This window comes from Benzoatithermus flavus (assembly GCF_037908215.1).
Lineage (GTDB): Bacteria > Pseudomonadota > Alphaproteobacteria > Geminicoccales > Geminicoccaceae > Benzoatithermus > Benzoatithermus flavus.
Genome location: NZ_JBBLZC010000006.1, coordinates 143,138 through 166,657, shown reverse-complemented (window position 1 = coordinate 166,657; position 23,520 = coordinate 143,138). Strand labels below are relative to the sequence as shown.

The following is a 23,520-nucleotide window of genomic DNA, read 5'->3' as shown; positions in this document are numbered from 1 at the left end:
ATGCCTTCGAGCAGGGCACGCTTCCGCGCGCGGCCGATTGCCCGAGGCTGCGCCTGTTGCTAGGTTCCGCGCCCTGCATCGGATCGGCAGGGAGGCACGGAGTCATGGCGACGCCGCAGGCGATGGAGAATGTGGTCTGCCCCTTCTGCTCTCTCGCCTGCGACGATCTCGTGGTCGAGCCCGAGGGCAAGCGCTTGCGCCTGCTGCGGCCGGCCTGCCCGCTCGCCGAGCGCGAGTTCGCGCGCGACGTGCCGGAGGCCGTCGGCCCGCTGATCGAGGGGGCGCCGGCGAGCCTCGAGGAGGCCGTCGCACGCGCGGCCGCCATCCTCGCGCGCGCGCGGCTGCCGCTGTTCGCCGGGCTCGGCACCGACGTGGCCGGGATGCGCGCCGTCCTGACTCTGGCCGAGCGCACGGGCGGGATCGTCGACCACGCCGGCTCGCGCGGCCTCATGGCCAACATCCGCACCATGCAGGACGGTGGCTGGGTCACGACCACCCTGGCCGAGGTCAGGAACCGCGCCGATCTCGTCCTTTTCGTCGGCACCGATACGGCCGACGTGACCCCGCGCTTCGTCGAGCGCTGCCTCGCCCCGAGCGAGACGCTGTTCGGGCCGATTCGGCGCGAGCTCGTCTATCTCGGGGATGGGCTCGAGCCGGCTCGGGATCTCGATGCCCGGATCACGGCACTCCCCTGCGCAGCCGATGACCTGGCACAAGCCCTTCTGGCGCTGCGCGCTCTTCTCGCCGGCAGGCGGCTCGGCGTCCAGACGATCGGCGCCCTTCCCGTGGCCGCCCTCGCGGAACTCGCGCAGAAGCTCACAGCGGCGCGCTACCCGGTGATCGTCTGGGCAGCGGGCGAGCTGCCGGGCGAGAGCCCGGATCTTCTCGTCGGCACGCTCGCAGCGCTCATCAAGGATCTGAACGTGAAGGGCCGCTGTGCCGGCCTGCCTCTCGCCGGGCCGGACGACATCATCGGCGTGAACCAGGTCTGCACCTGGCAGACCGGGGTTCCCCTGCGCTCGGGCTTCATGGCGGGCGTGCCCGATCACGACCCGCTGCGCTGGGATGCCGGCACTCTCGTCGCGAGCGGGGCGGTCGACGCGCTGCTGTGGCTTTCGAGCCTGCGCGACCAGCCCGTGCCCGACACGGGCATGCCCACGATCGTCCTGCTCCGCCCCGGCAACACGCTGCCGCGGCCGGTCGAGGTCGTCATCCCGGTGGGGACACCGGGCCTCGACCATAGCGGCAGCGTCTACCGTACCGACAGCGTGGTGAGCCTGCCGGTGCGGGCCTTGCGCGACACCGGCCTGCCCGGCGCCGCCGAGGTCCTGCGCCGCATCGGCGCCGGCCTCGCTCCGTCTCGAGCCGCTTGAGGAAACGCATGAGAACGAAGCTCGCCGGCGGCAGGATCTTCGATCCCATCAACGGCATCGACGGCCGGGTAATGGATCTGTGGATCGAGGACGGCCGCATCATCGCTCCGCCCGCGGACGGCCGGGCCGACGAGGTGATCGACGTCTCGGGACGCGTGGTCATGCCGGGCGGCATCGACCTGCACAGCCATATCGGCGGCGGCAAGGTCAACATCGCGCGCATGATGCTGGCCGAGGAGCACCGCGTCCATCTCCACCCTGCCGAGGGCGACTGCCGCTGCGGCAGCGGCCATTACAGCCCCTCGACCTTCACGACCGGCTACGCCTACGCCAAGATGGGCTACACCATGGCGTTCGAGCCGGCGATGCTTCCCGTCAACGCCCGGCAGGCGCATCAGGAGATGGCGGACATCCCGCTGCTCGACAAAGGTGCTTACGTGCTCCTCGGCAGCGACGATCTCCTCCTGAAGCTCATGCGCGAGGGGGCGGGCGCCAACGCGATCCGGGACTATGTCGCCTGGACCCTTGCGGCGACGCAGTCGCTCGCGATCAAGATCGTGAACCCTGGCGGAATCTCGGCCTTCAAGTTCAACGGCCGGAAGCTCGATCTCGACGAGCCGGGGCCCTATTACGGCCTCACGCCGAGGACGATCCTCACCACGCTCGCCGATGCCGTGACCGCGCTCGGCGTGCCGCATCCGATCCACGTCCACGGCTGCAATCTCGGCGTGCCCGGCAGCGACGCCACCACGCTCGCCACCATCCGCGGCATGGAGGGCCGCCGTATCCATCTCACCCACCTCCAGTTCCACGCCTACGGCAGGGAGGGTGGCTTCTCGAGCGGGGCCGCTGCCATCGCCGAGCTCGTGAACCAGAGCCCCAACGTCTCGGTCGACGTGGGTCAGGTGATGTTCGGCCAGACCGTCACCGCGTCCGGCGACACGATGAGCCAAGTCAGGAACGCCCGCCACGCGAGCCCCAGGAAGTGGGTCGCCATGGACATCGAGTGCGAGGCCGGCTGCGGCGTCCTCCCCTTCCGCTACCGCGACCGCAACCTCGTCAACGCGCTCCAGTGGTGCATCGGCCTCGAACTGTTCCTCTTGATCGAGGACCCGTGGCGGATCTTCCTCACCACCGACCATCCGAACGGGGCGCCGTTCACGACCTACCCGCACCTGATCCGCCTGCTCATGGACCGGAGCTTCAGGAACGACATGCTGGCGACGCTCGACAAGGGAGCCCGCGCGCGAACCGCCCTCGCGTCGATCGAGCGCGAATACAGCCTCTACGAGATCGCGATCGTCACCAGGGCCGGCCCCGCCCGCATCCTGGGCCTGGATCGGCACTATGGCCATCTCGGCGAAGGCGCCGTGGCCGACGTCACGGTCTACGAGGACGATCCGAACCGCGAGCGCATGTTCGAGGCTCCCTCCCTCCTTCTCAAGCACGGCCGACCGGTCATGCGGAACGGCGTCGTGCTCGAGGCCGAGCTCTACGGTGCCACGCACGTCGTCCGCCCCGGCTACGATCCGGCGGTCCGCGGCTATGTCGGCCGGTTCTTCGAGGACTGGCGCGACATGCGCCTGTCGAGCTTCGAGCTCACGGACACCGAGATCGAGGACGGCGGCCGCGGCCGCGTCGTGGTTCATGCCTGCCGGGAGCATCTCTCGTGATCCTGAACGGCGTGGCGATCGAGGACACCTTCGCCGAAGCGTTCCCGATGCGGGCGACGCGGCTCGTCGTCACCGCCCCGGACCTGCGCTGGGCGCGCACCGCCGCCGCCGCCATGACCGGCTTCGCCACCTCGGTGATCGCCTGCGGCTGCGAGGCCGGGATCGAGCGCGAGCTCACCGCGGACGAGACCCCCGATGGCCGGCCCGGTGTCGCCGTGCTCCTCTTCGGCATGAGCGACAAGGACGTGGCGAAGCAGATCCAGGCCCGCGTAGGCCAGTGCGTGCTCACCTGCACCGGCACGGCCTGCTTCTCGGGCCTCGACGGCGACAGCCGTTTCCCGCTCGGGAACGCGCTGCGTTACTTCGGCGACGGCTTCCAGCTCAGCAAGCGAATCGGCAGGCGCCGCTACTGGCGCATCCCGGTCATGGACGGCGAGTTCCTGATCGAGGACACGGGCGGCATCACGGGCGGGGTCGGCGGCGGCAACTTCCTGATCCTCGCGACCTCGGGCGACGCGGCGCGCCGGGCCGCCGAAGCCGCGGTCGAGGCGATGCGCCTTCTACCCAACATCGTCCTCCCCTTCCCCGGCGGCATCGTCCGCTCCGGCTCGAAGGTGGGCTCGAAGTACAAGGGCCTGATCGCCTCCACCAACGACGCCTTCTGCCCGACCCTTCGCGGCCAGAGCGGCCGCTCGGCCCTGCCGCCCGAGGTGGAATCCGTGCTCGAGATCGTCATCGACGGCCTCGCCGAGGCCGATGTCGCCGCCGCCACCGCCGCCGGTGTGCGCGCCGCCTGTGCCTTGGGCCGCGAGGCCGGGATCGTCGCCATCAGCGCCGGCAACTATGGCGGCCAGCTCGGCCCCTACCACTTCCACCTCCGCAAGGTGCTGGCATGAGCGCCGTGCGCCTGCGCTTCCGCGAGGCGACGTCGCTGCCGGTCGACGCCTCGCCGCTCCTGCCTCGGGCCCTGGCCGGCCGGAGCGCCGCCGAGCTCGCAGCGCTGCCGCTCCGCGTCGGCAACCGCGTGGTGCCTTTGGGCGAGCTCGCCGAGATCGAGCCCGGCGATGCCGACACGCTCGTCATCGAAGCCTCGTTCAAGGGCCTCGACCGGCTCGGTCGCGGCATGGCGGGTGGCCGGCTCGAGATCTACGGCGATGTCGGCGCCTATCTCGGCCAGGAGATGCGGGACGGCCGGATCGAGCTCTTCGGCAGTGCCGGCCCGTTCGCCGCCGCCGGCATGGCGGGCGGCATCCTCCACGTGACCGCCCGTGCCGGCGATCATCTGGGAGGTGCCCTTCCCGGCGATTCCCACGGCATGACCGGCGGCGCCGTCCTCGTCGGCGGCGATGCGGGCAAGCGCGTCGGCGACCGGATGCGCCGCGGCCTGATCGCCGTCGCCGGCCGCCTGGGCGACTTCCCGGCGAGCCGCCTGATCGGCGGCACCATCATCGGACTCGAAGGCTGCGGCCGCGAGCCCGGCCATGCCATGCGCCGCGGCACGCTGCTGCTCGGCCGGGCACCGTCGCGCCTGCCCGTCACCTTCGCCGACAACGGCACGCACACCTTCCCCTGGCTCTCCCTCCTCGCCCGCCATCTCGCGACACTGACACCCGCCATCGCCCTGCCGGGCGATCGTGCCACCCGCTGGACCGGCTGCGCCTCCACGGGCGGCAAGGGCGAGATCCTGGTGATGGCGTAGGGATCGGGCCGGAATGGCGGGCACGCGACATTATCTCCGTCCTGCGGCCCTGCATGCCGGTGCCGAGGCAGAGCGGCTGACCGCAGCCGGCCGTGCCCGGCCGATCCTCGGCGGAGGCTGGGCCTGCTCCCTGTTCGAGGCGCTCCGCTGGCCGACCGATGGCCCTCTCGAGAGCGTCTGGGTCGACGCCGGGGAAATCGCGGCGCGGGACGACCCCCTTCTCGCCCATCTGACCGCACCCCGGCCGGCACCTTTCGACCGCCCCCGTCTCATGGGCATCCTGAACGTCACGCCCGACAGCTTCTCGGACGGCGGGCAGCATCAGGGTGCGGATGCCGCCGTGGCACACGGGCTGCGGCTCGTGGCGGCAGGAGCCGACATCGTCGACGTCGGCGGGGAATCGACCCGGCCCGGTGCCGTGGAAGTTCCGGCCGAGGAGGAACTCCGCCGTGTGCTGCCCGTGGTGCAGCGGCTCGCCGGGCAGGGTGCCACCGTCTCGATCGACACGCGCAAAGCCTCGGTCATGCGGGCGGCGGTGGCGGCGGGTGCCCAGATCATCAACGACGTGAGCGGGCTCGCTCACGACCCGGCGAGCCTCGAGGTCGCGGCCTCCTGCAACGCCTTCGTCGTGCTCATGCACATGCAGGGCACGCCCGCGACCATGAACGTGGCACCACGCTACGAGCGCTGCGCGCTCGAGGTGTTCGACCATCTGGCCGGGCGGATCGAGGCCTGTACCGCAGCTGGGATCGCAAGGACGCGGCTGATCGTCGATCCGGGTTTGTGCTTCGGCAAGCACGAGCCCGAGAACCTTGATATCCTGCGGAACCTCGCCCTGTTCCACGGGCTCGGCGTGCCGGTGCTGCTGGGTGCTTCGCGCAAGGGCTGGACCGCCGCCCTCGAGACGGGCTGGAGGGCGGGCGAGCGTCTGCCCTCGACCCTCGCCGCGACGCTCTGGGGGCTGAACCAAGGAATTCAGCTTTTCCGTGTTCACGATGTCGCCGAGCACCGGCAGCTCCTGACCGCCTGGGAAGCGCTGGCCGGGCTGGCACCCGAGAAGAACGACCGGACGGGGGAGGCAGAATGATGACGGCTGCGAGCAGCGAGCGGATCGGTGTGATCGGCCTCGGGGCCATGGGGATGGGCATGGCGCGCCGGCTCGTGGGTGCGGGCTTCGCCGTGCGCGGCTACGACGTCCGGCCCGAGGCGATGGCAGCGCTCGCCGCCGCGGGCGGCGAGGCGGCCGGCTCGCCGGCGGAGGCCGCGCGCGATGCCGGGCTGCTGCTCGTCATGGTCGTGAGCGCGGCCCAGGCCGAGGCGGCGCTGTTCGGCCCGGACGGGGCCGTGCCGGCGCTGCCGCGCGGTGCCGTCGTGATCCTTTCCAGCACCGTGCCGGCCGGCAGCGCCGTCGCCTTCGGCGAGCGACTGGCCACGACCGGCCACCTCCTCCTCGATGCACCCGTGAGCGGCGGTGTGGTCGGGGCGGAGAGCGGCAGGCTCACGATCATGGCGAGCGGATCGCCCGAGGCGTTCGCGAAAGCGGAAACGGCACTCGCCGCCGTGGCCGCCAAGGTCTACCGGCTCGGAGATGCTCCCGGCATCGGCTCGACCGTGAAGGCGGTGAACCAGCTCCTGGCCGGCGTGCACATCGCCGCGGCCGCCGAGGCTATGGCATTCGGGGTGCGCGCCGGGGCCGACCCGCGCACTCTCTATGACGTGATCTCGAACAGTGCCGGCAGCTCCTGGATGTTCCAGAACCGCGTGCCGCACATGCTGGACGGCGACTATACCCCGCGCTCGGCGGTCGAGATCTTCGTCAAGGACCTCGGCCTCGTGCTGGATGCGGCCCGCGAGCTGCGCTTTCCGCTGCCGCTTGCCGCCGCCTCGCACCAGCTCTTCCTCATGGCGGCCGCGGCCGGACTCGGCCGGGAGGACGACGCGGCCGTGGTCAAGATCTACGAGCGCCTCGCCGGAATCGCGGTGAGCCGCCCCGAGGAGGAGGCCGAGCCCCGATCCTGACGGCGGGACCCTGCGGCGGCAGGTCGGCGACACCATGCAATCATGGACTGGGAGCGCCGGTCGGTTCTAATCTCGGGCCGCCTCGGCGGGCCCTTCCTCGCCCGTGCCGCCCTTCAGGAGCTCGACCGACCGATGCCGGCCAGGGTTCTCGCCCGCGAGATCGCCTATCTCGATCCGCTCGCCGCCTTCTTGACGGTGAAGGATCTGCCTCATCCTGTGTTCCTCGACAGCGCTCGCGCCGATCCGCGGCTCGGCCGTTGGAGCTACGTCGCAGTCGATCCCTTCCTCACCCTCTCGAGCAAGGACGGCCGCATCGTCCTCGGCGAGCGCAGCTTCTCGGGCGATCCCTTCGCGGTCCTCCAGCGGGCACTCGCACACCACCGCCTCGACCACGATCCCGGCCTGCCGGTCCCGTTCCAGACCGGTGCGATCGGCTATCTCGGCTACGATCTCTGCCACCATCTCGAGCGCCTGCCCTACCCGGCCGAGGACGATCTCGCCTTTCCCGACCTCGTGCTCGGCTTCTACGATGCCGTGCTCGCCTTCGACGTTCTCGACCGGCGGGCCTGGATTCTTTCGAGCGGCTGGCCCGAGACCACGCCGCAGGCCGTCATGCACCGGCAGAAGGCCCGGCTCGACCAGCTCGCGGCCCGCCTCGATCGGGCGGCCGGGCCCGTGGACCCGCCGGAGCCCGAGAGCCTCGTCGCCATTGCCTCGAACTTCACGCGTTCGGCTTACGAGGCCGCGGTGCAGCGCGTCGTCGACTACATCCTCGCCGGCGACATCTTCCAGGCCAACCTGTCGCAACGCTTCCTCGCCGAGCTGCCGCAAGGCCTCTCGCCCTTCGACCTCTACCACCGCCTGCGCCGCCGCAACCCCGCACCCTTCGCGGCCTTCCTCGACTTCGGCGAGGTGGCGATCGCCTCGGCCTCGCCCGAACGCTTCCTGGAGCTGCGCGGCCGGAAGGTGGAGACCCGCCCGATCAAGGGCACCCGGCCGCGCGGCAGTTCGCCCGAGACCGACGAGCGCCTCGCGCGCGAGCTCCTCGAGAGCGAGAAGGACCGGGCCGAGAACGTGATGATCGTCGATCTCCTGAGGAACGACCTCTCGCGCGTCTGCGCCGACCATACGGTGCTGACACCCGAGATCTGCGTGCTCGAGAGTTTCGCCACCGTGCATCACCTGGTCTCGACCGTGACGGGCGAGCTCGCGGCAGGGCTCGATGCGGTCGATCTTTTACGCGCCACCTTCCCCGGCGGCTCGATCACCGGTGCCCCCAAGATTCGCGCCATGGAGATCATCGCCGAGCTCGAGCCCACCCGCCGCGGCCCCTATTGCGGGGCGATCGGCTGGCTCGGCTTCGACGGCTGGATGGACACCAGCATCACGATCCGCACTTATGCCATCAAGGGCCGGCGGGTCGCGTTCCAGGCCGGCGGCGGCATCGTCGCCGACAGCGATCCCTCGGCCGAGTACGACGAGACGCTGGCGAAGGCCAAGGCGCTGATCGAGGCCCTGCGAGGTGCGCTTTGATCCTCCTGATCGACAACTACGACAGCTTCGTCTGGAACCTCGCCCGCTACGTGAGCGAGCTCGGCCATCCCCGCCTCGTCGTGCGCAACGACGCGATCACGCTGAGCGAGATCGCGGCCCTGGCACCCAGCCACATCGTCGTCTCGCCCGGCCCCTGCACGCCCAGGGAGGCCGGGATCAGCAACGCCGTGATCGCGACCTTCGGCGCCCGCATCCCGATCTTGGGCGTCTGCCTCGGCCATCAGTGCATCGGCGACGCGCTCGGCGGCCGGGTGACGCGGGCGCTGCGGCCCATGCACGGCAAGACCTCGCTGGTCCGCCACGACGGCAGCAGCGTGTTCCGCGGCCTGCCGGATCCGCTCAGGGTCACGCGCTACCACTCGCTGATCGTCCGGGACGAGGGTCTGCCCGAGTGTCTTCGCGTCACCGCCCGCAGCGAGGACGGCGAGATCATGGGCCTCGCCCACCGCGAGCACCCGATCGTGGGCGTCCAGTTCCACCCCGAGGCCGTCCTCACCGAGCACGGCCACGACCTCCTGCGCAATTTCCTGCAGCTCGAAGGCCGCATCTGAAGCGGCACCTCAGAGCAGCCCCTCGGCCTCGAGCCGCGGTAGGCAGCACTTCTTGAACTTCTTGCCGCTGCCGCACGGGCAGGGATCGTTGCGGCCGACATGGCGCCAGGGATCGAGCAGAGGCTCGTGCTCGTCCGGCAGATCGAGCTCGTCCTCGTCCCGGTCCTCGTCCGCCTCGGCCTCGCCCGAGAAGCTGTGCCAGGTGCGCAGCTCCTCGGCCGTATCCTCCCAGGGCTCGAACGGCTTGCCCCAGAGCAGCGGCGGGCCGTCCGGATCGTCCATCGCCGCCTCGAGATCGGCATCGAAGTCCTCGAGGTCGCCGATCGTGGGATCGATCCACTCCTGCTCGTGCAGCCGCTGGACGAACGGACGCAGCTCGCGCATCCCGAGCATCGCCACCGCTTGCTCGAAGCCGACCCAGACGAACGATTCGCCCCGTGGCTGCAGCCGCTGGGTCAGCCCGTGCAGGTAAGCCTCGGCGCCGCCGCGATCCCAGCGGCCGAGACGCGCCAGCACCGCCAGCGCTTCCAGCATCTGCGCCCGCACCATCTCGTCGGCCTGCTTGTTCTCGACCAGCTCCATGAGCGGTGCGGGATCGCCGTCGAACACCCCGACCATCACCCGCGTCGCGGTCTCGGCGATGCTGTCGCCCAAGAGCGCGTCGAGTCGCTCGGAGGGAAGCTGCAGGAGCCGGGTGAGCGGCCGGTACGCCTCCTTGGCCCCGATCTCGCCCAGGATATGGAAGATGAAGAAGACCGCCGTCGCAGCCTCGTCCTCGGCCGGGTTCGCGATCGTGCGCTCGATCGCGGCGACGAAGGCGGGAACGGAATCGCGCGGCTGCGCCACGGCGGCCCGGATCGCCTCTTCCGGCAGTCCGGCCGCCGCCGAAAGCTCCTTCATGATCTCCTCGATCCGCATGGCTGGGCCTCCTTCGGCCATAGGCCCGAGCATAGCATCTGCCAGACCGCGCTGGGGGGCACCTTCGCAGAAAAAGCGGTTCTCTGCACCGACCCCGGCCGCTTAGCTTCCCTCCCTCATCCAGGCGGAGGCGGGAATGCACCACGAGGCCACGAGCGTCGGTGTCTGGCGGGCGATTCTGGCGGGCCTGTGCGCGAGCCTGGTCGGGATCGGGCTCGCCCGCTTCGCCTACACGCCCCTGCTTCCGGCTCTCATCGGCGCCGGCTGGTTCGACCCGTCGGACGCCGCCTATCTGGGTGCTGCCAACCTCGCGGGCTATCTCGCCGGTGCCCTCCTCGGCCGGCGCATGGCGGGCTGGTTCCCGGCCGCTCGGGTCCTGCGGGCGATGATGCTGCTCGCGACCGCGGCCTTCTTCGCCTGCGCCGGCCCCTGGCCCTTCCTCTGGTTCTTCTTCTGGCGCTTCGCCGCCGGTTTCGCCGGTGGCGCTCTCATGGTGCTGGCGGCACCCACCGTGCTGCCGCACGTGCCGCCCGCCCGGCGCGGGCTCGCCGGCGGCGCGATCTTCACCGGTGTGGGCCTCGGCATCGCCGCCTCCGGCACGCTGGTGCCGCTCCTCTTGCGCGTGGGCCTCACCTTGACCTGGTGCGGCCTCGGCGCCCTCTCGCTCCTCCTCACCGTGCTCGCCTGGAGCGGCTGGCCCGAGGGGGGCGCCCTGCCCGTCCGGCCGGCAGCACTCTCGGCGCCGCATCCGGGACCGGCGCTGAAGGCGCTCTATGTCGTGTACGGGCTCGACGCCGTGGGCCTGGTCCCGCACATGGTGTTCCTCGTCGACTTCGTCGCCCGCGGGCTCGGCCGGGGTCTCGCGACCGGCGCCCATTATTGGGTGCTGTTCGGCGTCGGTGCCCTTCTCGGGCCGGTGCTGGCGGGCCACCTCGCCGACCGGATCGGCTTCCGCCTGGCCGTGCGCTCGGCGCTGCTGCTGCAGGCGGCAGCCGTCGCCCTGCCGGCCCTGCTGCCCGGTGCCTTCTGGCTCGTCGTCTCCAGCCTCGTCGTCGGTGCCTCCGTTCCGGGTGTGGTGCCGCTGGTCCTGGGCCGCGTGCACGAGCTCCTGCCGCACGCGGACCCGGCCCGGCGGGCCGCCGCCTGGAGCATCGCCACCACCGCCTTCGCGCTGGGCCAGGCCGCCGCGGCTTACGGTCTCTCGGCCCTGTTCGCCCGGAGCGGCGACTACGCCCTCCTGTTCGCGCTGGGGGCAGCGGCGCTGGTCCTGGCGCTCCTGCTCGACCTCGGTGCCACCCGGCACGAGCGCACGGCCTAAGCGCTCAGGAATGAGCGCGGCACAAGCGCTCGACCGCGTCCCGCTCGCCCAGGATCATGGGCCGGCGCCAGCGGCGCGCCTCCTCCCGGTCGCCGAAGCCCGTAAAGGGCACCCAGCCTCCGGCCTCGCGCACCCGCACCTCGCCGTCGGCGGCTTGCACCAGCGCTATCCCGCCGCCCACGTCCCAGACATTGGGCCGCTCGAAGCGCGCGACCCGCAACAGACCTGCCGCCACGAACGCGCACTCGATCGCGGCCGAGCCGGTCTTGCGCACGTCCCAGGGCAGATCGGTATCCGCCGTGGCTTCGGGCTCGCCGGCGAGGTGCCGGCGCAAGGCCACGTTGCGGCGCTGCGCCAAAGGCTCGTTCTCGAACGCGAGCGGTCCGCCCGCGCGCGCATGATAGATTCCGGCTCTGAGCGCATGGCTGGTCGAGCACCAGAGCGCACCCGCGACGGGCCGACCGCGATGCAGCACGCCGATCGCGGCCGCGAACAGCGGCAGGCCGTTGACGAAGTTGGCGGTGCCGTCGATCGGATCGATCACCCAGACGATGTCGTGGCTGCCGTGCACGGGCTCGTCGATCTCCTCGCCGACGATGCCGTGCTCGGGGAAGCGCTCGCCGAGCCGTGCGCGCACCAGCACCTCGACCTTGTGATCGACCTCCGAGACGGGGTCCTTGGGCGCCACCTCGCCCGGCCGCGCTCCTTTGTAGCGCACCGCCAGCGTCCGCCCGAGGGCGGTCGTGATCTCGGCCGCGGCGAGCCCGGCGAGCTCCACCGCCATGCGCTCGAGCGCCGCCAGCTCCGTGGCCGGAAGAGGCTCGACCCCGCTCATGCCGGCCCCGCCGCTGCAGGAACCAGAACGATCACGGGCTCGGCTTCGAGCCCGAGCTCGACCCGGCCCGGCTGCTCGGGTGTGCGCGGGAACTCGTCGTCGAGATGCAAGGGCTCGCCGGCCCACATGAAGCCGACCGTCCGCCCGCGCCGCACGCTCACCGGTGCGGGCGAGGACGGCTCCGGCTCCGCGAGCCAGGCCAGCATCGCCCCGCGCTGCCCTGCCTCGAGCGCCACCACGTCGAGGAGCTCGTCGCCCGGATCCGCCTGCGGCGCCAGCTTCAGCCCCGAGCCGGCATAAGGAATGTTCATGACCTCGACGAGCAGGAGATCACCGGGTAGCGCCTCGCCGTCGATCGTCACCGCCGCCTCGAGCGGTCGCGCCTCTTCCAGCGCTCGCCGCAGTGCCTCGCGCGCCCGCGCCATCCGCTCGCCCGTCGGCGCCGGCATCCCGGCAGCGGCCGCCATGGCAGCGGCGAGAGCGCCGATCCCGACCGCCTCGACGAACCTCTCGGAGCCCCAAGGCCCCGCGGCATGTCCGACCCTGAGGCGCCGCCGCATGGCACCGGCCCAGCCGTCGATCACGATCGGCGCCGGCCCGCCGATCCCGAACGAGCGGGCGATGTTGTTGGCAGTACCAGCCGGCAGGATCGCGACCGGCACGCTCCGGTCCTCGAGTGCCAGAACGAGCTTCGCCACGGTCCCATCGCCACCGGCCGCGGCCACGAACTCCGCCGGCTGGCGGAGCAGCGCGGCGAGCTGCGGGTCCTTGGCCTCGCCATAGGTCGGCGTGAGGCCGGCCTGCCAGACGAGCTCCAGAAGATCGTCCCGCGAGAGATCCCCGTCGCCGGCCGACGGGTTGTGGATGACGGTCACGCGCATGATGCAGCAACGAACGGCAGCGGTGCCAGTTCCAACTCGCGCGACATTCCTCGCCAGTCTATTCTGGGATGGCACGGGAGCCAACGCGAAGGACGAGGCCTTTGGCCGCTCTGCGCACCGACCGCCGGCTCGCCGCCGTGCTCACGGCGGACGTGGTGGGCTATGCGCGCCTGACCCGGGCCGACGAGCGCGGCGCCATCCGCCGGCTCAAGGCGGTGCGCAAGGAGCTGATCGAGCCCGCCATCGCCGGCCACGGCGGCCGGATCGTCAAGCTGATGGGCGACGGCGCCCTGGTCGAGTTCCCCTCCGTCGTCGGCGCGGTCGAGACGGCGGTCGAGATCCAGCGCGCCATGGCGCAGCGCGACCTCGACCGGCCCGAGGACGAGCGCATCCGCTTTCGCATCGGCATCCATGTCGGCGACGTCATCGCCGACGGCCGCGACATCCTGGGCGACGACGTCAACGTCGCGGCACGTCTCGAAGGGCTGGCCGAGCCGGGCGGGATCTGCGTCTCCGCCATCGTCCGCGAGCAGGTGCGCGACCGGCTGCCCTACCCGTTCGAGGATCGGGGCGAAAAGACGGTGAAGAGCATCGCGCGCCCGGTCCATGTCTATGCCCTGCCGGCTGCCGCCCTGACCACCCTGCCGCCTCGGGAGCCCGCCGCGGCCGCCGTGGCGCACCGGTGGCTGCCGGGCCGCCGGCCTCTTTTCCTCGCCGTGACTTGCGCTGGAGTCCTCGCCGCCTCCGCCGCGGCGTGGCGGCTGGAACGTCCTCCCCCGGCCGTTCCTGCGGCACCCGCCACCATCTTGCCGCCCGGAAGCCCGACGGCACCCGTCCCGGCCCCCCGCCTGTCCATCGCGGTGCTGCCTTTCGCCAATCTCGGCGGCGATCCCGAGCAGGAATATTTCGCCGACGGCATCACCGACGACCTCATCACCGATCTTGCCCGCATCGACGGCAGCTTCGTCATCGCCTCCAGCACCGCCTTCGCCTACAAGGGCAGGCCTTCGGACCCGAAGCAGGTCGGCCGCGAGCTCGGGGTGCGCTACGTCCTCACCGGCAGCCTGCGCCGGGCCGGCAGCCAGGTCCGGGTCAACGTGCAGCTCATCGACGCCGCGACCGGCGGCGAGGTGTGGGCCGACCGGATCGAGGGCGACTGGACCCGGTCGATGGAGCTGCAGGACGCGATCACCGGCCGCCTCGCCCGCACGCTCGATCTCGAGCTGACCGACGCCGAGAGCCGCCGCGTGGCGGCGGAGCGGCCGAACGACCCCGATGCCGTCGATCTCGCCATGCGCGCCTGGTCGGTCCTGAACCAGCCCCTCTCGGCGGAGCAGCTCCAAAGAGCGCAGGATCTGTTCGAGGCGGCGCTGCGCATCGATCCCGGGCTGTCCCAGGCTCTGGTCGGCCTCGCCCGCACGCTTTCCACGCGGGTCAACAGCCGCTGGAGCCCGACCCCGAAGGAGGATCTGGACCGCGCCGAGGCGCTGGTGGCACAGGTGCTCGCGCGAGCGCCGAACCACGCCATGGCGCACTATGTCCGGGGCGACATCCTGATGGCGCGGAAGGATTTCGACCCCGCCATCGCCGAGTACCAGGCCGCGATCGCGAGCAACCGCGATCTGGCGCCGGCCTACGGCAATATCGGCCGGGCACTGGTCCGCGCCGGCCGTGCCGAGGAGGCCTTCGCCCCGCTCGAGACCGCACTCCGCCTCAGCCCGCGCGATCCCCTCCTGAGCTTGTGGTATTTCGGCATCTGCCACGCTCACACCCACCTCGCCCAGGACGAGGCCGCCATCGCCTGGTGCAGCAGGTCCAACTACTGGGTCGCTTATGTCGATCTCGCCTCGGCCTATGCCTGGACCGGGCGAATGGACGAGGCCCGGGCCGCCGTGGCCGAGCTGCGCCGCGTCATGCCGGGCTACACCGTCGAGCGCTGGCAGCACGAGGGCTGGTCCGACAATCCCGTGTTCCTCGCCCAGTACCAGCGGATCGTCGAGGGCTTGCGCAAGGCGGGCCTGCCGGAACGATGAGCGGTAGAAAACGCCCCTTCTGTGACGGGCACGTCCTAGCGCTCTCGCCATGGGCCTGCGAGCATTCCCGTTCCCGTTCGATGGAGCCAGGAACCATGACGATCCGTAGCACTCTCCTCGGGCTCGGTCTCGTGGCCACGACGGCCATCTTGAGCGCTCCCGTATCGGCCGCCGACGTTCAGCCGCTGCCGTTCAAGCGCACCGTCCTGCAGAAGGCGGACCTCGCCGATCTCACGGGCCGCGAAGGCCTCGTCGTCCTGGTCGAGGTGCCGCCCGGCGTGGAGAGCGGACGGCACACCCACCCGGGCACCGAGCTCGGCTACCAGATCGAAGGCACCAGCGTGCTCGAGGTCGAAGGCATGCCGCCCAGAACCCTGGGGCCGGGCGACAGTTGGATCATTCCGGCGGGCAAGGTCCACAACGCGCGCGGCACCGGCGACCGCCCGAGCCGGGTCATCGTCACCTACGTCGTCGAGAAGGGCAAGCCGCTGGCGAGTCCCGCACCCTGAGTCCTTCCCGCCCGCGGGACCCGCTCAGGCGAAAGCGGGTCCTTCGAGGCCGAACACCGCCACCGGCTCGGCGATCCCGCGCAAACGGTAGGAGCCCAGGGGCCGCATCCGGCGCCCCACCGCCGCCGCGAACGCGGCCGAGGCGACGACCGGCTCGCCGAGCTCCTTCGTGAGGCTCTCGAGCCGGCTCGCCATGTTGACGGCGGGGCCGATCACCGTGAAGTCGAGGCGGGTGCGCGTGCCGATATTGCCGAGCTCGACGTCGCCGCGATGGAGCCCGACGCCGAAGCGCAGCGTGTGGTGGCCTGCGGCCACGAGCTCGGGGTCGAGCGCTGCCGTGCCCGCGAGTGCCGCCTCGGCCGCCAGGAGTGCTCGCCCGCAGGTTGCGGCCGGCTCGCCCTCGATCGGGAACACGGCGAGCAGGCCGTCGCCCATGAACTTCAGGATCTCACCGCCCTCGCCTTCGATCGCCGCGCCCGTCACCTCGAACCAGCGGTTCAAAAGGCCCACGACCTCGCGGCGCGGCAGCCGGTCCGAGAGTGCCGTGAAGCCGCGCAGGTCGCAGCACAGGATCGCGGCCGTGATCGTCTCCACGTCGCCGCGTTCGATCTGCCCGTCGTAGACGCGCCGCCCGGCCGCCGGGCCGACATAGGCCTCGAGCAGGCCGAGTGCGATCTTGCGCAGGAGCACCCGCTCCGCCCAGGGGCTGAAGAGGCGCGCCGCCTGCGCCAGCGTTCGATAGTGCTCGGCCGTGAACCCGCCCGGCGCACGCGTGGCGAAGGACATCACCGCCGTGCGCGAGCCGTCGAGGAACGGCAGCGGCAGCATCACGTAGTCGGTGACCCCCTCCCCGGCGAGCTCCGCGAGCAGCGGCATCCCGAGCATGGGCTCGCCGGCGCGCCAGCGGAACGGCCGGCCCGTGTCGTCCACGACCTTGACCGGGCTGCGCAGGTAGCTCTCGCTCGCGAGGACGCCGGCGCGCGGGGTCTTGCGCGGCTCGAGCATGCCCGCCTGCGGGTGCCAGCGGAGCATGATGCCGCTGAGCTCGGGATGCAGCGTCTCGAGGCCCAGCGTCGTCCGCCAGAGCCCGAGCCCGGCCGCATCGAGCCGGGTGCAGAAGCCCTCGAAGAGAGACGAAAGCTCCCCGCGGCGCTCGCTCTCCTCGACGAGCCAGGCGGCCAGGTCGGCAATGAGCATGGTGTGTCCTTCACGGCAGCTCGCTTGCGGGAATCCAGCCGATGGTCCGCTATCTCCGCACCGATACGAGCTTTTCACATCGGCTATGGTGCCGACTCCATATTGTGGCTGAACACGCCGCGTGCTGAAATGCTCATTGAACATACAAAGGGAGGCAACGACGTGACAGTGAGCCTTGTCGTGAACGGCGTACGGCACGAGATCGACGTGCCGCCCGAGATGCCGCTTCTTTGGGTGATCAGGGACGTCATCGGCCTCACGGGCACCAAGTACGGCTGCGGCATCGCCCAGTGCGGCGCCTGCACGGTCCACATCGACGGGGCCGCGACCCGCTCGTGCAGCGTCCCGGTCGGTAGCGTCACCGGCGCCGTCACCACCATCGAAGGGCTGGGGGCCAACGGCGACCATCCGGTGCAGAAGGCCTGGGCCGAGCACGACGTGCCCCAATGCGGCTACTGCCAGAGCGGCCAGATCATGGCGGCGGCGGCTCTCCTGAAGGAGCACCCCAAACCCACCGACGCCGAGATCGACGCAGTCATGACCAACATCTGCCGCTGCGGCACCTACACGCGCATCCGCACGGCGATCAAGGCGGCAGCGGAGGCCATCTGACATGCGCGCCATCGTCAATCTCAGCCGCCGCGGCGTGCTGAGGGGCATTGCTGCCGGCTCCGCCACGTTCGTCCTGGGCGGCGAATTCCTGGCGTCGGGCCGCGCGCTCGCGGTCCCCAACCTGCCGACACCCTTCGCCCCCAACCTGTTCGTCTCGATCGGCATCGACGGCACGGTGACGCTCACCGCGCACCGCTCCGACATGGGCCAGGGCATCCGCACGGGCCTGGCCCAGCTCCTCGCCGACGAGCTCGAGGCGGACTGGAACCGCATCGTCGTCACCCAAGCCGAGGGCGACGAGAAATACGGCGACCAGTACACCGACGGCTCGCGCAGCGTGGTCAAGAACTTCCAGCGCATGCGCGAGTTCGGCGCCGCGGCGCGGATGATGCTGGAGCAGGCGGCTGCGAAGAGCTGGGGCGTCGACGTCTCCGAGTGCCGGGCGCGCAACCACGAGGTCGTGCATGTCCGGCGCGAGAAGCAGGGCGAGGGCTTCGTCGAGGTCGCGACGGGCAGGAAGGCCGGATTCGGCGAGCTGGCGCCCATCGCGGCCGAGCTGCCGGTGCCGCGGCCCGAGGAGCTGAAGCTGAAGCCCCGCAAGGACTGGCGCTACATCGGCAAGCCGATGCGCCAGGTCGATCTCGACGACATCACCCACGGCCGGGCGGTCTATGGTATCGACGTGCGGCTTCCCGGCATGAAGTACGCCTCGATCCAGCGCTGCCCGGTGCTGCTCGGCAGGCTCGTGTCCTACGACGCGAGCGAGGCCCTGAAGGTGCCGGGGGTGGAGCGGGTCGTGGAGATCCCGCCGCCCAAGGAGCCGGTCGAGTTCCAGGCTCTGGGTGGTCTCGCCGTGGTCGCGAGCAACACCTGGGCCGCCATGGAGGGCAGGAAGCGTCTGAAGATCCAGTGGGATCCCGGGCCCCACGCGGTCTACGAATCCAGCGCCTACCGCAAGGCGCTCGAGACCACGGCGACGAAACCGGGCAAGGTGCGCCGGGTCGAGGGCGACGTCGATGCCGCCTTCGCCGACAGGAGCCTGAAGGTGGTGGAGGCGGCCTACTGGAGTCCGCACTTCGTCCATGCGCCGATGGAGGTCCCGGCCGCCGTCGCCGACGTGCGGGACGACCGGGCCGAGGTCTGGGCCTGCTGTCAGGACGCGCAGGCGCTGCGCAAGACCGCCGCCGCCGCGATCGGCATGGACGCCGCGAACGTCACGGCGCACGTCACCCTCCTGGGCGGCGCCTTCGGCCGCAAGTCCAAGCCCGACTTCGGCGCCGAGGCCGCCTTCGTCTCCAAGGCCGTGGGTGCCCCGGTCAAGGTCACCTGGAGCCGCGAGGACGACATCAGGAACGGCTACTATCACGCCGCCGCGGCGCAGACCGTCCGCGCCGCCCTGGGCGCCGACGGCAAGCCGGTCGCCTGGCATCACCGCACCGTGTTCCCGCCCATCATGTCGATCTTCGACCAGACCCAGCGCCTGCCCTGGGGCTGGGAGCTCGATTTCGGCCTCACCGACCTGCCCTACGCCATCCCGAACATCCGCCTCGAGGCGGGCGAGGCCGACGTGCACGTGCGCATCGGCTGGAAGCGCTCGGTGCAGAACATCTTCCACGCCTTCGCCATCGGCAGCTTCGTCGACGAGCTCGCCGTGGCCGCCGGCAACCGCGACCGGGTCGAGTATCTCCTCGAGCTGATCGGCCCGCCGCGCCATATCGATCTCACGCAGGGCGGTGTCGCCGACTACTTCAACTACGACGGCTCGGTCGAGATCTACCCCGTTGACACCGGCCGGCTCGCGCACGTCGTGAAGCTCGCCGCCGAGAAGGCGCGCTGGGGGCAGCCGCTCGGGCCCAGACGCGGGATGGGCATCGCCGCGCACCGCAGCTTCCTCACCTACGTCGCGACCGTGGTCGAGACCGAGGTGGCGCCGGACGGTACGGTCCACATCCCGCGCGTGGTGATGGCGGTCGATGCCGGCACGGTCGTCAACCCCGACCGGGTGAAGGCGCAGATGGAAGGTGCCTGCATCTACGCGCTGAGCGCTGCCTTCTTCGGCGAGATCACGGCCAAGGACGGCGCCATCCAGCAGAGCAATTTCCACGACTATCCGGTGGCGCGCATGGCGAACGCGCCGCGGCGGATCGAAGTGCATCTGGTCGAGAGCGAAGCACCTCCGGGCGGCGTGGGCGAGCCCGGCGTGCCGCCCTTTGCGCCTGCCTTGTGCAACGCCATCTTCGCCGCGACCGGCAAGCGCATCCGCAGCCTGCCGATCGTCCACGAGGATCTGAAGGCGATCTGAGCCCGCGCGGTCCGGAAGCGGTGGCGGCCCGTTCGGGCCGCCACCTTTCTTTTCGCAACCCGGCCATGCGTCGGAGTCGGTTCTTGAACGAACGGTCAGAAATATCATCTCCTTTGCGAGGAGACCATCCGTCATGGCGAGACCGCGCGAGTTCGACGAGGAGCAGGTGCTGCAGCGGGCGCTCGAGGTGTTCCGGGCCAAGGGCTTCGAGGGTGCCACCCTCGACGAGCTCGAGCAGGCGACCGGGCTTCACCGCGGCAGCCTCTACGGCGCCTTCGGCGACAAGCGCCGCCTGTTCCTGAAAGCGCTCGCCCGCTATCTCGACACGGCCCTCGGCGAGCGCCTCGCCGTCCTCGAAACCCCACAGGCCGGCCGGACCGAGATCCTGGCGCTCTTTCAAGGCCTTGCCCGCGATGCGGCCTGCGATCGCGAGCGCAAGGGTTGTCTCGTCACCAATTGCGCCATCGAGCTCGCCGACCGCGATCCCGACCTCGCCTGTCAGGCGGCGCGGAGCCTCGACCGGTTCGAGCGCGCCTTCGCGGCCGCCGTGCGGCAGGCGCAGGCGCGCGGCGAGATCGCAGCGACCCACGACCCGGTGCGGCTCGCCCGGTTTCTCACCGTGTGCATGGAGGGAATGCTGGTCCTCGCCCGCGCGCGCCCCGATCCGGCCTGGCTCGACGATGCCGTGGCCGCCGTGGCCGAGGTCCTGCGTTGAGCAGGACCGTCCCGTATTCTTGACCGTTCAGTAACGAACAGGAGACGATCCCATGGCCGAAAGCAAGGCCGTTCGCGAGATCACCGACGGCTCGTTCGCCAGCGACGTGCTGGCCGCACCGAGCCCGGTGCTGGTCGACTTCACCGCGAGCTGGTGCGGCCCCTGCAAGGCGCTGGCGCCGATCCTCGAGGATCTGGCGCAGGAGAACGCCGGCAAGGTCACGGTCGTGAAGCTCGACGTCGACGCCAACCCCGAGACCGCGGTCCGCTTCGGCATCCGCAGCGTGCCGACTCTCTTCCTGTTCAAGGACGGCCAACCGGTCGGAAGCCAGGTAGGTCTTCTGCCCAAGGCCCGGCTCCAGGCCTGGATCGACGACACCCTCTGACCTCCTCGCGTGCGAGATCGGCGATGCCCACTTCTTCCATCCTGTTCACCCCGACCCGTCTCGGCGCCATCGAGATCCCGAACCGGGTCCTGATGGCGCCGCTCACCCGCAGCCGCGCTCGGCGCGACGAGGTGCCTGGTCCGCTGGCAGCCCTCTACTACGCGCAGCGCGCCTCGGCCGGTCTGATCGTCACCGAGGCGACGCAGATGGGCCCCGGTGCGCAAGGCTACATCCTGACCCCCGGCCTCTATACGGAGGCCCAGGCCGAAGGCTGGCGCAAGGTGACCGACGCCGTGCACGCGGCCGGCGGCCGGATCGTCGTCCAGCTCTGGCATTGCGGCCGGGTCAGCCACGAATCGTTCCAGCCCGGTGGAGCGCTTCCGGTCTCGGCCTCGGCCGTCCGGCTCGAGGGCCAGTCCTGGACCTATGACGGGATGCAGCCGCATCCCATCCCACGGGCGCTCGAGACGGACGAGATCCCGGGTCTCGTCGCCCAGTTCCGCCGCGCCGCAGAATACGCCAAAGCGGCGGGTTTCGACGGCGTCGAGGTGCACGGCGCCAACGGCTACCTGATCGACCAGTTCCTGCGCGACGGCACCAACAGACGCACCGACCGCTACGGCGGCAGCCCCGAGAACCGGGCCCGTTTCCTGCTCGAGGTCACGGAGGCCGTGGCCGAGGTCTGGGGTGCGGACCGGGTCGGCGTGCGCCTCTCGCCCCTGAACCCCTTCAACGGCATGTCCGACAGCGATCCCGCCACGACCTTCGGCCATGCCGCCCAGGCCCTGAACCGCTTCGGCCTCGCCTACCTCCACGTGGTCGAGCAGATGGGTGCGCCCTTGAGCCCGGAGCAGCAGGAAATCTTACGCCGGATCCGCGAGCGCTGGCACGGCCCCTATCTCGCCAACGGCGGCTACGACGCCGCGCGCGGAGCCGAAGCGATCGAGCGCGGTTGGGCCACCGCCGTCACTTATGGCAAGCTCTTCATCGCCAACCCCGACCTGCCGCTCCGCTTCCTCACGGGCACGCCTCTGAACGAGCCCGACCAGAGCACCTTCTACGGCGGCGACGCCAAGGGTTACACCGACTACCCGGCCGCCGCCCTCGCGCGGCTCGGCTGAACGTCCCATCGGCCGGAGCGGGCGACCGCTCCGGTCACCGGGAAGGCGCACGTCCAAGCCTCACCGGCGCGTGCGGCAGCTCCTCGATCTGCGGGAACTTCTCCTCGATCGGTCGAAGGCTGGCCAGGACCGCCAGCAAGGCCTTGGCTGGCGCCGGCTCGATGATCAGCCGGACTTTCTCCTTGCGCAGGATCGCATCTTCCCCCGGCAGCTCGAACTCGCGGGGAATACGTACTGCCTGATGGCGGCCGTTCCTGAACAGCTCGACGCGCCGCTCCGAAGCCACCTGCTCCCTCCTGGGCATATGCCTGAAGCGATGGCGGGCCAACGTGGCGATGATGAACCCTCGGCGATCGCGTTCGAGATCGGATGCTCGCGTCGGAACACGGTGCCCTCTAGTCTCTGTACGATCCTATGGACGGCGATCGAGGTGAAGGGGGCAATCCGTGACGATCGAGCTGCTCGTCAACATCGACGTGGACGACCTCGCGCGCGCCGAGCGCTTCTACTGCGAAGCCCTGGGCCTTTCGGTCGGGCGCCGCTTCGGTGACGGCTTCGTCGAGCTTTTAGGTGCTTGCGCGAAGCTCTATCTCCTGGCGAAGTCCGCCGGCAGCGCCATAGCACCGGGTGCCGCGCGGACGCGCAACTATGACCGGCACTGGACACCCGTCCATCTCGACATCGTGGTGAGCGATCTCGATGCCGCCGTGCGCCGTGCCGTGGCGGCCGGTGCCCGGCCCGAAGGCGAGGTCCGCGAGGGGGCTTACGGCCGGATCGCCCAGTTCGCCGATCCGTTCGGCCATGGCTTCTGCCTGATCGAATTCAACGAGCAGGGCTACGACGCCATCGCCACCACCTGACCCCGAAGCCGGGGGGTCAGAACGGATACCAGCCGTGGGCCCCCGCCACGGCGCCGAGCACGGTGACGAGCCCCAGCGTCAGCAGCGCGCGATGCAGCCGCAGGACGAGCCGGAAGGTCCCGGCAGGGTCGCGCGTCGCACGGGTGCGGAACCAGCGGTGCAGGAACAGCGGCTCGAGCACGAACAGCATCAGGGTGAACACGAGCCAGGTCAGCACCATGGCGTGCATCCACCAGTAGCCGGGATCGAGGAATCGCTCCCAGAGATCGAGCCCGTGCAGCATGTAGAGGCCGCTCGCGCCCGCGATCAGCGTCGTCGCCCGCGACTGCCAGGCGAACCGCCCCTCGATTCGCTCGAAGAAATCGACGCGCTGCGCTTTCGGCACCTCGCGCTGCACGGCCGGCAGCAGCACGGTGGTGACGAAGGCGACACCGCCGATCCACAAGGTTACGGCGGCGACGTGAAGGGCGCGGGCAAGGGCGAGATCGTCCATGGCGCGGACGAGAAGAGCCTGTCCGTGCCGCTCTGGTAAGAGGTCAGGGTGCCGCGGATCAGGACACGGCTTTGCCGTCGGCCGCCGCCACCCCACATCCATCGCACGAACGGAGGGCTCTGCCATGACCGACGCGCTCGCCGAGAAGACCTGCACGCCGTGCCGGGGCGGGATTCCGCCCCTGGAGCGCGACGAGGCCGCCCGCTATCTCGGCCAGGTCCCGGACTGGGAGCTGGTCGACGACGGGCGGCGCATCCAGCGCGGCTACCGCTTCAAGAACTTCCGCGACGCGTTCGCCTTTGTCGGACGCGTCGCGGAGCTCGCCGAGGCCGAAGGCCACCATCCGGAGATCTGCTTCGGCTGGGGCCATGCCACGGTCTCGCTGCAGACCAAGAAGATCAAGGGCCTGCATGAGAACGACTTCATCATGGCGGCGAAGATCGACCGCCTCGCCGCCGCGTGAGCGCGGATC

At 70.8% G+C, this 23,520-nt stretch carries 24 protein-coding genes; 18 read left to right on the top strand and 6 right to left on the bottom strand.

What is annotated here, in order from left to right; translation table 11 throughout:
- Positions 1 to 104 precede the first annotated feature (104 nt).
- Genes U1T56_RS08310 through U1T56_RS08275 form a run of 8 tightly spaced genes read left to right on the top strand, consistent with a single transcriptional unit; the run spans position 105 to position 8,869 of the window.
- Positions 105 to 1,373, top strand: a complete 1,269-nt coding sequence (locus U1T56_RS08310) for a formylmethanofuran dehydrogenase subunit B (RefSeq protein ID WP_418158984.1) — start codon at positions 105 to 107, stop codon at positions 1,371 to 1,373.
- Between the two features lie 8 nt (positions 1,374 to 1,381).
- A complete protein-coding gene (locus tag U1T56_RS08305) occupies positions 1,382 to 3,046 on the top strand; it encodes a formylmethanofuran dehydrogenase subunit A (protein WP_418158983.1) in 1,665 nt (554 codons plus the stop codon).
- Positions 3,043 to 3,942, top strand: a complete 900-nt coding sequence (gene fhcD, locus U1T56_RS08300; RefSeq protein ID WP_418158982.1) for a formylmethanofuran--tetrahydromethanopterin N-formyltransferase — start codon at positions 3,043 to 3,045, stop codon at positions 3,940 to 3,942. Before U1T56_RS08305 ends, fhcD begins: the two co-directional genes overlap by 4 nt.
- On the top strand, positions 3,939 to 4,745 hold the full coding sequence (locus U1T56_RS08295; RefSeq protein WP_418158981.1) for a formylmethanofuran dehydrogenase subunit C: 807 nt from the start codon (positions 3,939 to 3,941) through the stop codon (positions 4,743 to 4,745). Before fhcD ends, U1T56_RS08295 begins: the two co-directional genes overlap by 4 nt.
- 13 nt (positions 4,746 to 4,758) lie before the next feature.
- Positions 4,759 to 5,832 (top strand): dihydropteroate synthase, encoded by a 1,074-nt coding sequence (gene folP / locus U1T56_RS08290; RefSeq protein WP_418158980.1) that lies wholly within the window; start codon positions 4,759 to 4,761, stop codon positions 5,830 to 5,832.
- Entirely contained in the window at positions 5,832 to 6,764 is a 933-nt protein-coding gene (gene ltnD, locus U1T56_RS08285) for an L-threonate dehydrogenase (protein WP_418159042.1), read from the top strand. Before folP ends, ltnD begins: the two co-directional genes overlap by 1 nt.
- Before the next feature lie 42 nt (positions 6,765 to 6,806).
- The gene (pabB, locus tag U1T56_RS08280) at positions 6,807 to 8,297 is read left to right on the top strand and encodes an aminodeoxychorismate synthase, component I (RefSeq protein WP_418158979.1); all 1,491 of its coding nucleotides are present in this window, start codon (positions 6,807 to 6,809) and stop codon (positions 8,295 to 8,297) included.
- The gene (locus tag U1T56_RS08275; RefSeq protein ID WP_418158978.1) at positions 8,294 to 8,869 is read left to right on the top strand and encodes an anthranilate synthase component II; all 576 of its coding nucleotides are present in this window, start codon (positions 8,294 to 8,296) and stop codon (positions 8,867 to 8,869) included. The genes pabB and U1T56_RS08275 overlap by 4 nt, the downstream gene beginning before the upstream one ends.
- Before the next feature lie 9 nt (positions 8,870 to 8,878).
- Here U1T56_RS08275 and U1T56_RS08270 read toward each other — a convergent pair whose 3' ends face one another.
- Entirely contained in the window at positions 8,879 to 9,787 is a 909-nt protein-coding gene (locus tag U1T56_RS08270) for a DUF1186 domain-containing protein (protein ID WP_418158977.1), read from the bottom strand.
- 136 nt (positions 9,788 to 9,923) lie between these two features.
- Here U1T56_RS08270 and U1T56_RS08265 point away from each other — a divergent pair, with 136 nt between their 5' ends.
- Complete coding sequence (locus U1T56_RS08265) at positions 9,924 to 11,105, top strand: YbfB/YjiJ family MFS transporter (RefSeq protein WP_418158976.1); 1,182 nt, start codon at positions 9,924 to 9,926, stop codon at positions 11,103 to 11,105.
- Between the two features lie 4 nt (positions 11,106 to 11,109).
- Here U1T56_RS08265 and U1T56_RS08260 read toward each other — a convergent pair whose 3' ends face one another.
- Positions 11,110 to 11,940 (bottom strand): inositol monophosphatase family protein, encoded by an 831-nt coding sequence (locus U1T56_RS08260; protein WP_418158975.1) that lies wholly within the window; start codon positions 11,938 to 11,940, stop codon positions 11,110 to 11,112.
- The gene (locus U1T56_RS08255; protein WP_418158974.1) at positions 11,937 to 12,821 is read right to left on the bottom strand and encodes a diacylglycerol/lipid kinase family protein; all 885 of its coding nucleotides are present in this window, start codon (positions 12,819 to 12,821) and stop codon (positions 11,937 to 11,939) included. The genes U1T56_RS08260 and U1T56_RS08255 overlap by 4 nt, the downstream gene beginning before the upstream one ends.
- A 101-nt stretch (positions 12,822 to 12,922) precedes the next feature.
- Between U1T56_RS08255 and U1T56_RS08250 the strand changes: the two genes are divergently transcribed.
- Both U1T56_RS08250 and U1T56_RS08245 read left to right on the top strand, forming a co-directional pair.
- On the top strand, positions 12,923 to 14,854 hold the full coding sequence (locus U1T56_RS08250; RefSeq protein ID WP_418158973.1) for an adenylate/guanylate cyclase domain-containing protein: 1,932 nt from the start codon (positions 12,923 to 12,925) through the stop codon (positions 14,852 to 14,854).
- Between the two features lie 95 nt (positions 14,855 to 14,949).
- Positions 14,950 to 15,363 (top strand): cupin domain-containing protein, encoded by a 414-nt coding sequence (locus U1T56_RS08245; RefSeq protein WP_418158972.1) that lies wholly within the window; start codon positions 14,950 to 14,952, stop codon positions 15,361 to 15,363.
- A 24-nt stretch (positions 15,364 to 15,387) separates the two neighbouring features.
- On the opposite strand, the gene U1T56_RS08240 is transcribed toward U1T56_RS08245, so the two are convergent.
- The gene (locus U1T56_RS08240; protein WP_418158971.1) at positions 15,388 to 16,560 is read right to left on the bottom strand and encodes an adenylate/guanylate cyclase domain-containing protein; all 1,173 of its coding nucleotides are present in this window, start codon (positions 16,558 to 16,560) and stop codon (positions 15,388 to 15,390) included.
- Positions 16,561 to 16,779: 219 nt separating this feature from the next.
- Here U1T56_RS08240 and U1T56_RS08235 point away from each other — a divergent pair, with 219 nt between their 5' ends.
- From U1T56_RS08235 to U1T56_RS08215, 5 genes are all read left to right on the top strand, one after another.
- Complete coding sequence (locus U1T56_RS08235) at positions 16,780 to 17,172, top strand: (2Fe-2S)-binding protein (RefSeq protein ID WP_418159041.1); 393 nt, start codon at positions 16,780 to 16,782, stop codon at positions 17,170 to 17,172.
- 1 nt (position 17,173) lies between these two features.
- Entirely contained in the window at positions 17,174 to 19,474 is a 2,301-nt protein-coding gene (locus U1T56_RS08230) for a xanthine dehydrogenase family protein molybdopterin-binding subunit (RefSeq protein ID WP_418158970.1), read from the top strand.
- A gap of 133 nt (positions 19,475 to 19,607) precedes the next feature.
- Positions 19,608 to 20,189 carry a TetR/AcrR family transcriptional regulator gene (locus U1T56_RS08225; protein WP_418158969.1) on the top strand — a complete coding sequence of 194 codons (582 nt, stop codon included), beginning with the start codon at positions 19,608 to 19,610 and terminating at the stop codon, positions 20,187 to 20,189.
- 52 nt (positions 20,190 to 20,241) lie between these two features.
- Entirely contained in the window at positions 20,242 to 20,574 is a 333-nt protein-coding gene (trxA, locus tag U1T56_RS08220; RefSeq protein WP_418158968.1) for a thioredoxin, read from the top strand.
- Between the two features lie 23 nt (positions 20,575 to 20,597).
- A complete protein-coding gene (locus U1T56_RS08215) occupies positions 20,598 to 21,695 on the top strand; it encodes an alkene reductase (RefSeq protein ID WP_418158967.1) in 1,098 nt (365 codons plus the stop codon).
- Between the two features lie 34 nt (positions 21,696 to 21,729).
- On the opposite strand, the gene U1T56_RS08210 is transcribed toward U1T56_RS08215, so the two are convergent.
- The gene (locus tag U1T56_RS08210) at positions 21,730 to 21,981 is read right to left on the bottom strand and encodes an antitoxin (protein ID WP_418158966.1); all 252 of its coding nucleotides are present in this window, start codon (positions 21,979 to 21,981) and stop codon (positions 21,730 to 21,732) included.
- A 166-nt stretch (positions 21,982 to 22,147) separates the two neighbouring features.
- On the opposite strand from U1T56_RS08210, the gene U1T56_RS08205 reads away from it, so the two are divergent.
- Positions 22,148 to 22,555 (top strand): VOC family protein, encoded by a 408-nt coding sequence (locus U1T56_RS08205; RefSeq protein WP_418159040.1) that lies wholly within the window; start codon positions 22,148 to 22,150, stop codon positions 22,553 to 22,555.
- 16 nt (positions 22,556 to 22,571) lie between these two features.
- Here U1T56_RS08205 and U1T56_RS08200 read toward each other — a convergent pair whose 3' ends face one another.
- Positions 22,572 to 23,048, bottom strand: a complete 477-nt coding sequence (locus U1T56_RS08200; RefSeq protein WP_418158965.1) for a hypothetical protein — start codon at positions 23,046 to 23,048, stop codon at positions 22,572 to 22,574.
- A 124-nt stretch (positions 23,049 to 23,172) separates the two neighbouring features.
- Here U1T56_RS08200 and U1T56_RS08195 point away from each other — a divergent pair, with 124 nt between their 5' ends.
- Positions 23,173 to 23,511, top strand: coding sequence for a 4a-hydroxytetrahydrobiopterin dehydratase (locus tag U1T56_RS08195; RefSeq protein WP_418158964.1), 339 nt, complete (start codon positions 23,173 to 23,175; stop codon positions 23,509 to 23,511).
- Positions 23,512 to 23,520: the final 9 nt, after the last annotated feature.

Coding starts and splice junctions, on each gene's coding strand:
- U1T56_RS08310 (WP_418158984.1), top strand. CDS start 105: ATGGCGACGCCGCAGGCGATGGAGAATGTGGTCTGCCCCTTCTGCTCT.
- U1T56_RS08305 (WP_418158983.1), top strand. CDS start 1,382: ATGAGAACGAAGCTCGCCGGCGGCAGGATCTTCGATCCCATCAACGGC.
- U1T56_RS08295 (WP_418158981.1), top strand. CDS start 3,939: ATGAGCGCCGTGCGCCTGCGCTTCCGCGAGGCGACGTCGCTGCCGGTC.
- folP (WP_418158980.1), top strand. CDS start 4,759: ATGGCGGGCACGCGACATTATCTCCGTCCTGCGGCCCTGCATGCCGGT.
- ltnD (WP_418159042.1), top strand. CDS start 5,832: ATGACGGCTGCGAGCAGCGAGCGGATCGGTGTGATCGGCCTCGGGGCC.
- pabB (WP_418158979.1), top strand. CDS start 6,807: ATGGACTGGGAGCGCCGGTCGGTTCTAATCTCGGGCCGCCTCGGCGGG.
- U1T56_RS08270 (WP_418158977.1), bottom strand. CDS start 9,787: ATGCGGATCGAGGAGATCATGAAGGAGCTTTCGGCGGCGGCCGGACTG.
- U1T56_RS08265 (WP_418158976.1), top strand. CDS start 9,924: ATGCACCACGAGGCCACGAGCGTCGGTGTCTGGCGGGCGATTCTGGCG.
- U1T56_RS08260 (WP_418158975.1), bottom strand. CDS start 11,940: ATGAGCGGGGTCGAGCCTCTTCCGGCCACGGAGCTGGCGGCGCTCGAG.
- U1T56_RS08255 (WP_418158974.1), bottom strand. CDS start 12,821: ATGCGCGTGACCGTCATCCACAACCCGTCGGCCGGCGACGGGGATCTC.
- U1T56_RS08245 (WP_418158972.1), top strand. CDS start 14,950: ATGACGATCCGTAGCACTCTCCTCGGGCTCGGTCTCGTGGCCACGACG.
- U1T56_RS08240 (WP_418158971.1), bottom strand. CDS start 16,560: ATGCTCATTGCCGACCTGGCCGCCTGGCTCGTCGAGGAGAGCGAGCGC.
- U1T56_RS08235 (WP_418159041.1), top strand. CDS start 16,780: ATGCCGCTTCTTTGGGTGATCAGGGACGTCATCGGCCTCACGGGCACC.
- U1T56_RS08230 (WP_418158970.1), top strand. CDS start 17,174: ATGCGCGCCATCGTCAATCTCAGCCGCCGCGGCGTGCTGAGGGGCATT.
- U1T56_RS08225 (WP_418158969.1), top strand. CDS start 19,608: ATGGCGAGACCGCGCGAGTTCGACGAGGAGCAGGTGCTGCAGCGGGCG.
- trxA (WP_418158968.1), top strand. CDS start 20,242: ATGGCCGAAAGCAAGGCCGTTCGCGAGATCACCGACGGCTCGTTCGCC.
- U1T56_RS08215 (WP_418158967.1), top strand. CDS start 20,598: ATGCCCACTTCTTCCATCCTGTTCACCCCGACCCGTCTCGGCGCCATC.
- U1T56_RS08200 (WP_418158965.1), bottom strand. CDS start 23,048: ATGGACGATCTCGCCCTTGCCCGCGCCCTTCACGTCGCCGCCGTAACC.
- U1T56_RS08195 (WP_418158964.1), top strand. CDS start 23,173: ATGACCGACGCGCTCGCCGAGAAGACCTGCACGCCGTGCCGGGGCGGG.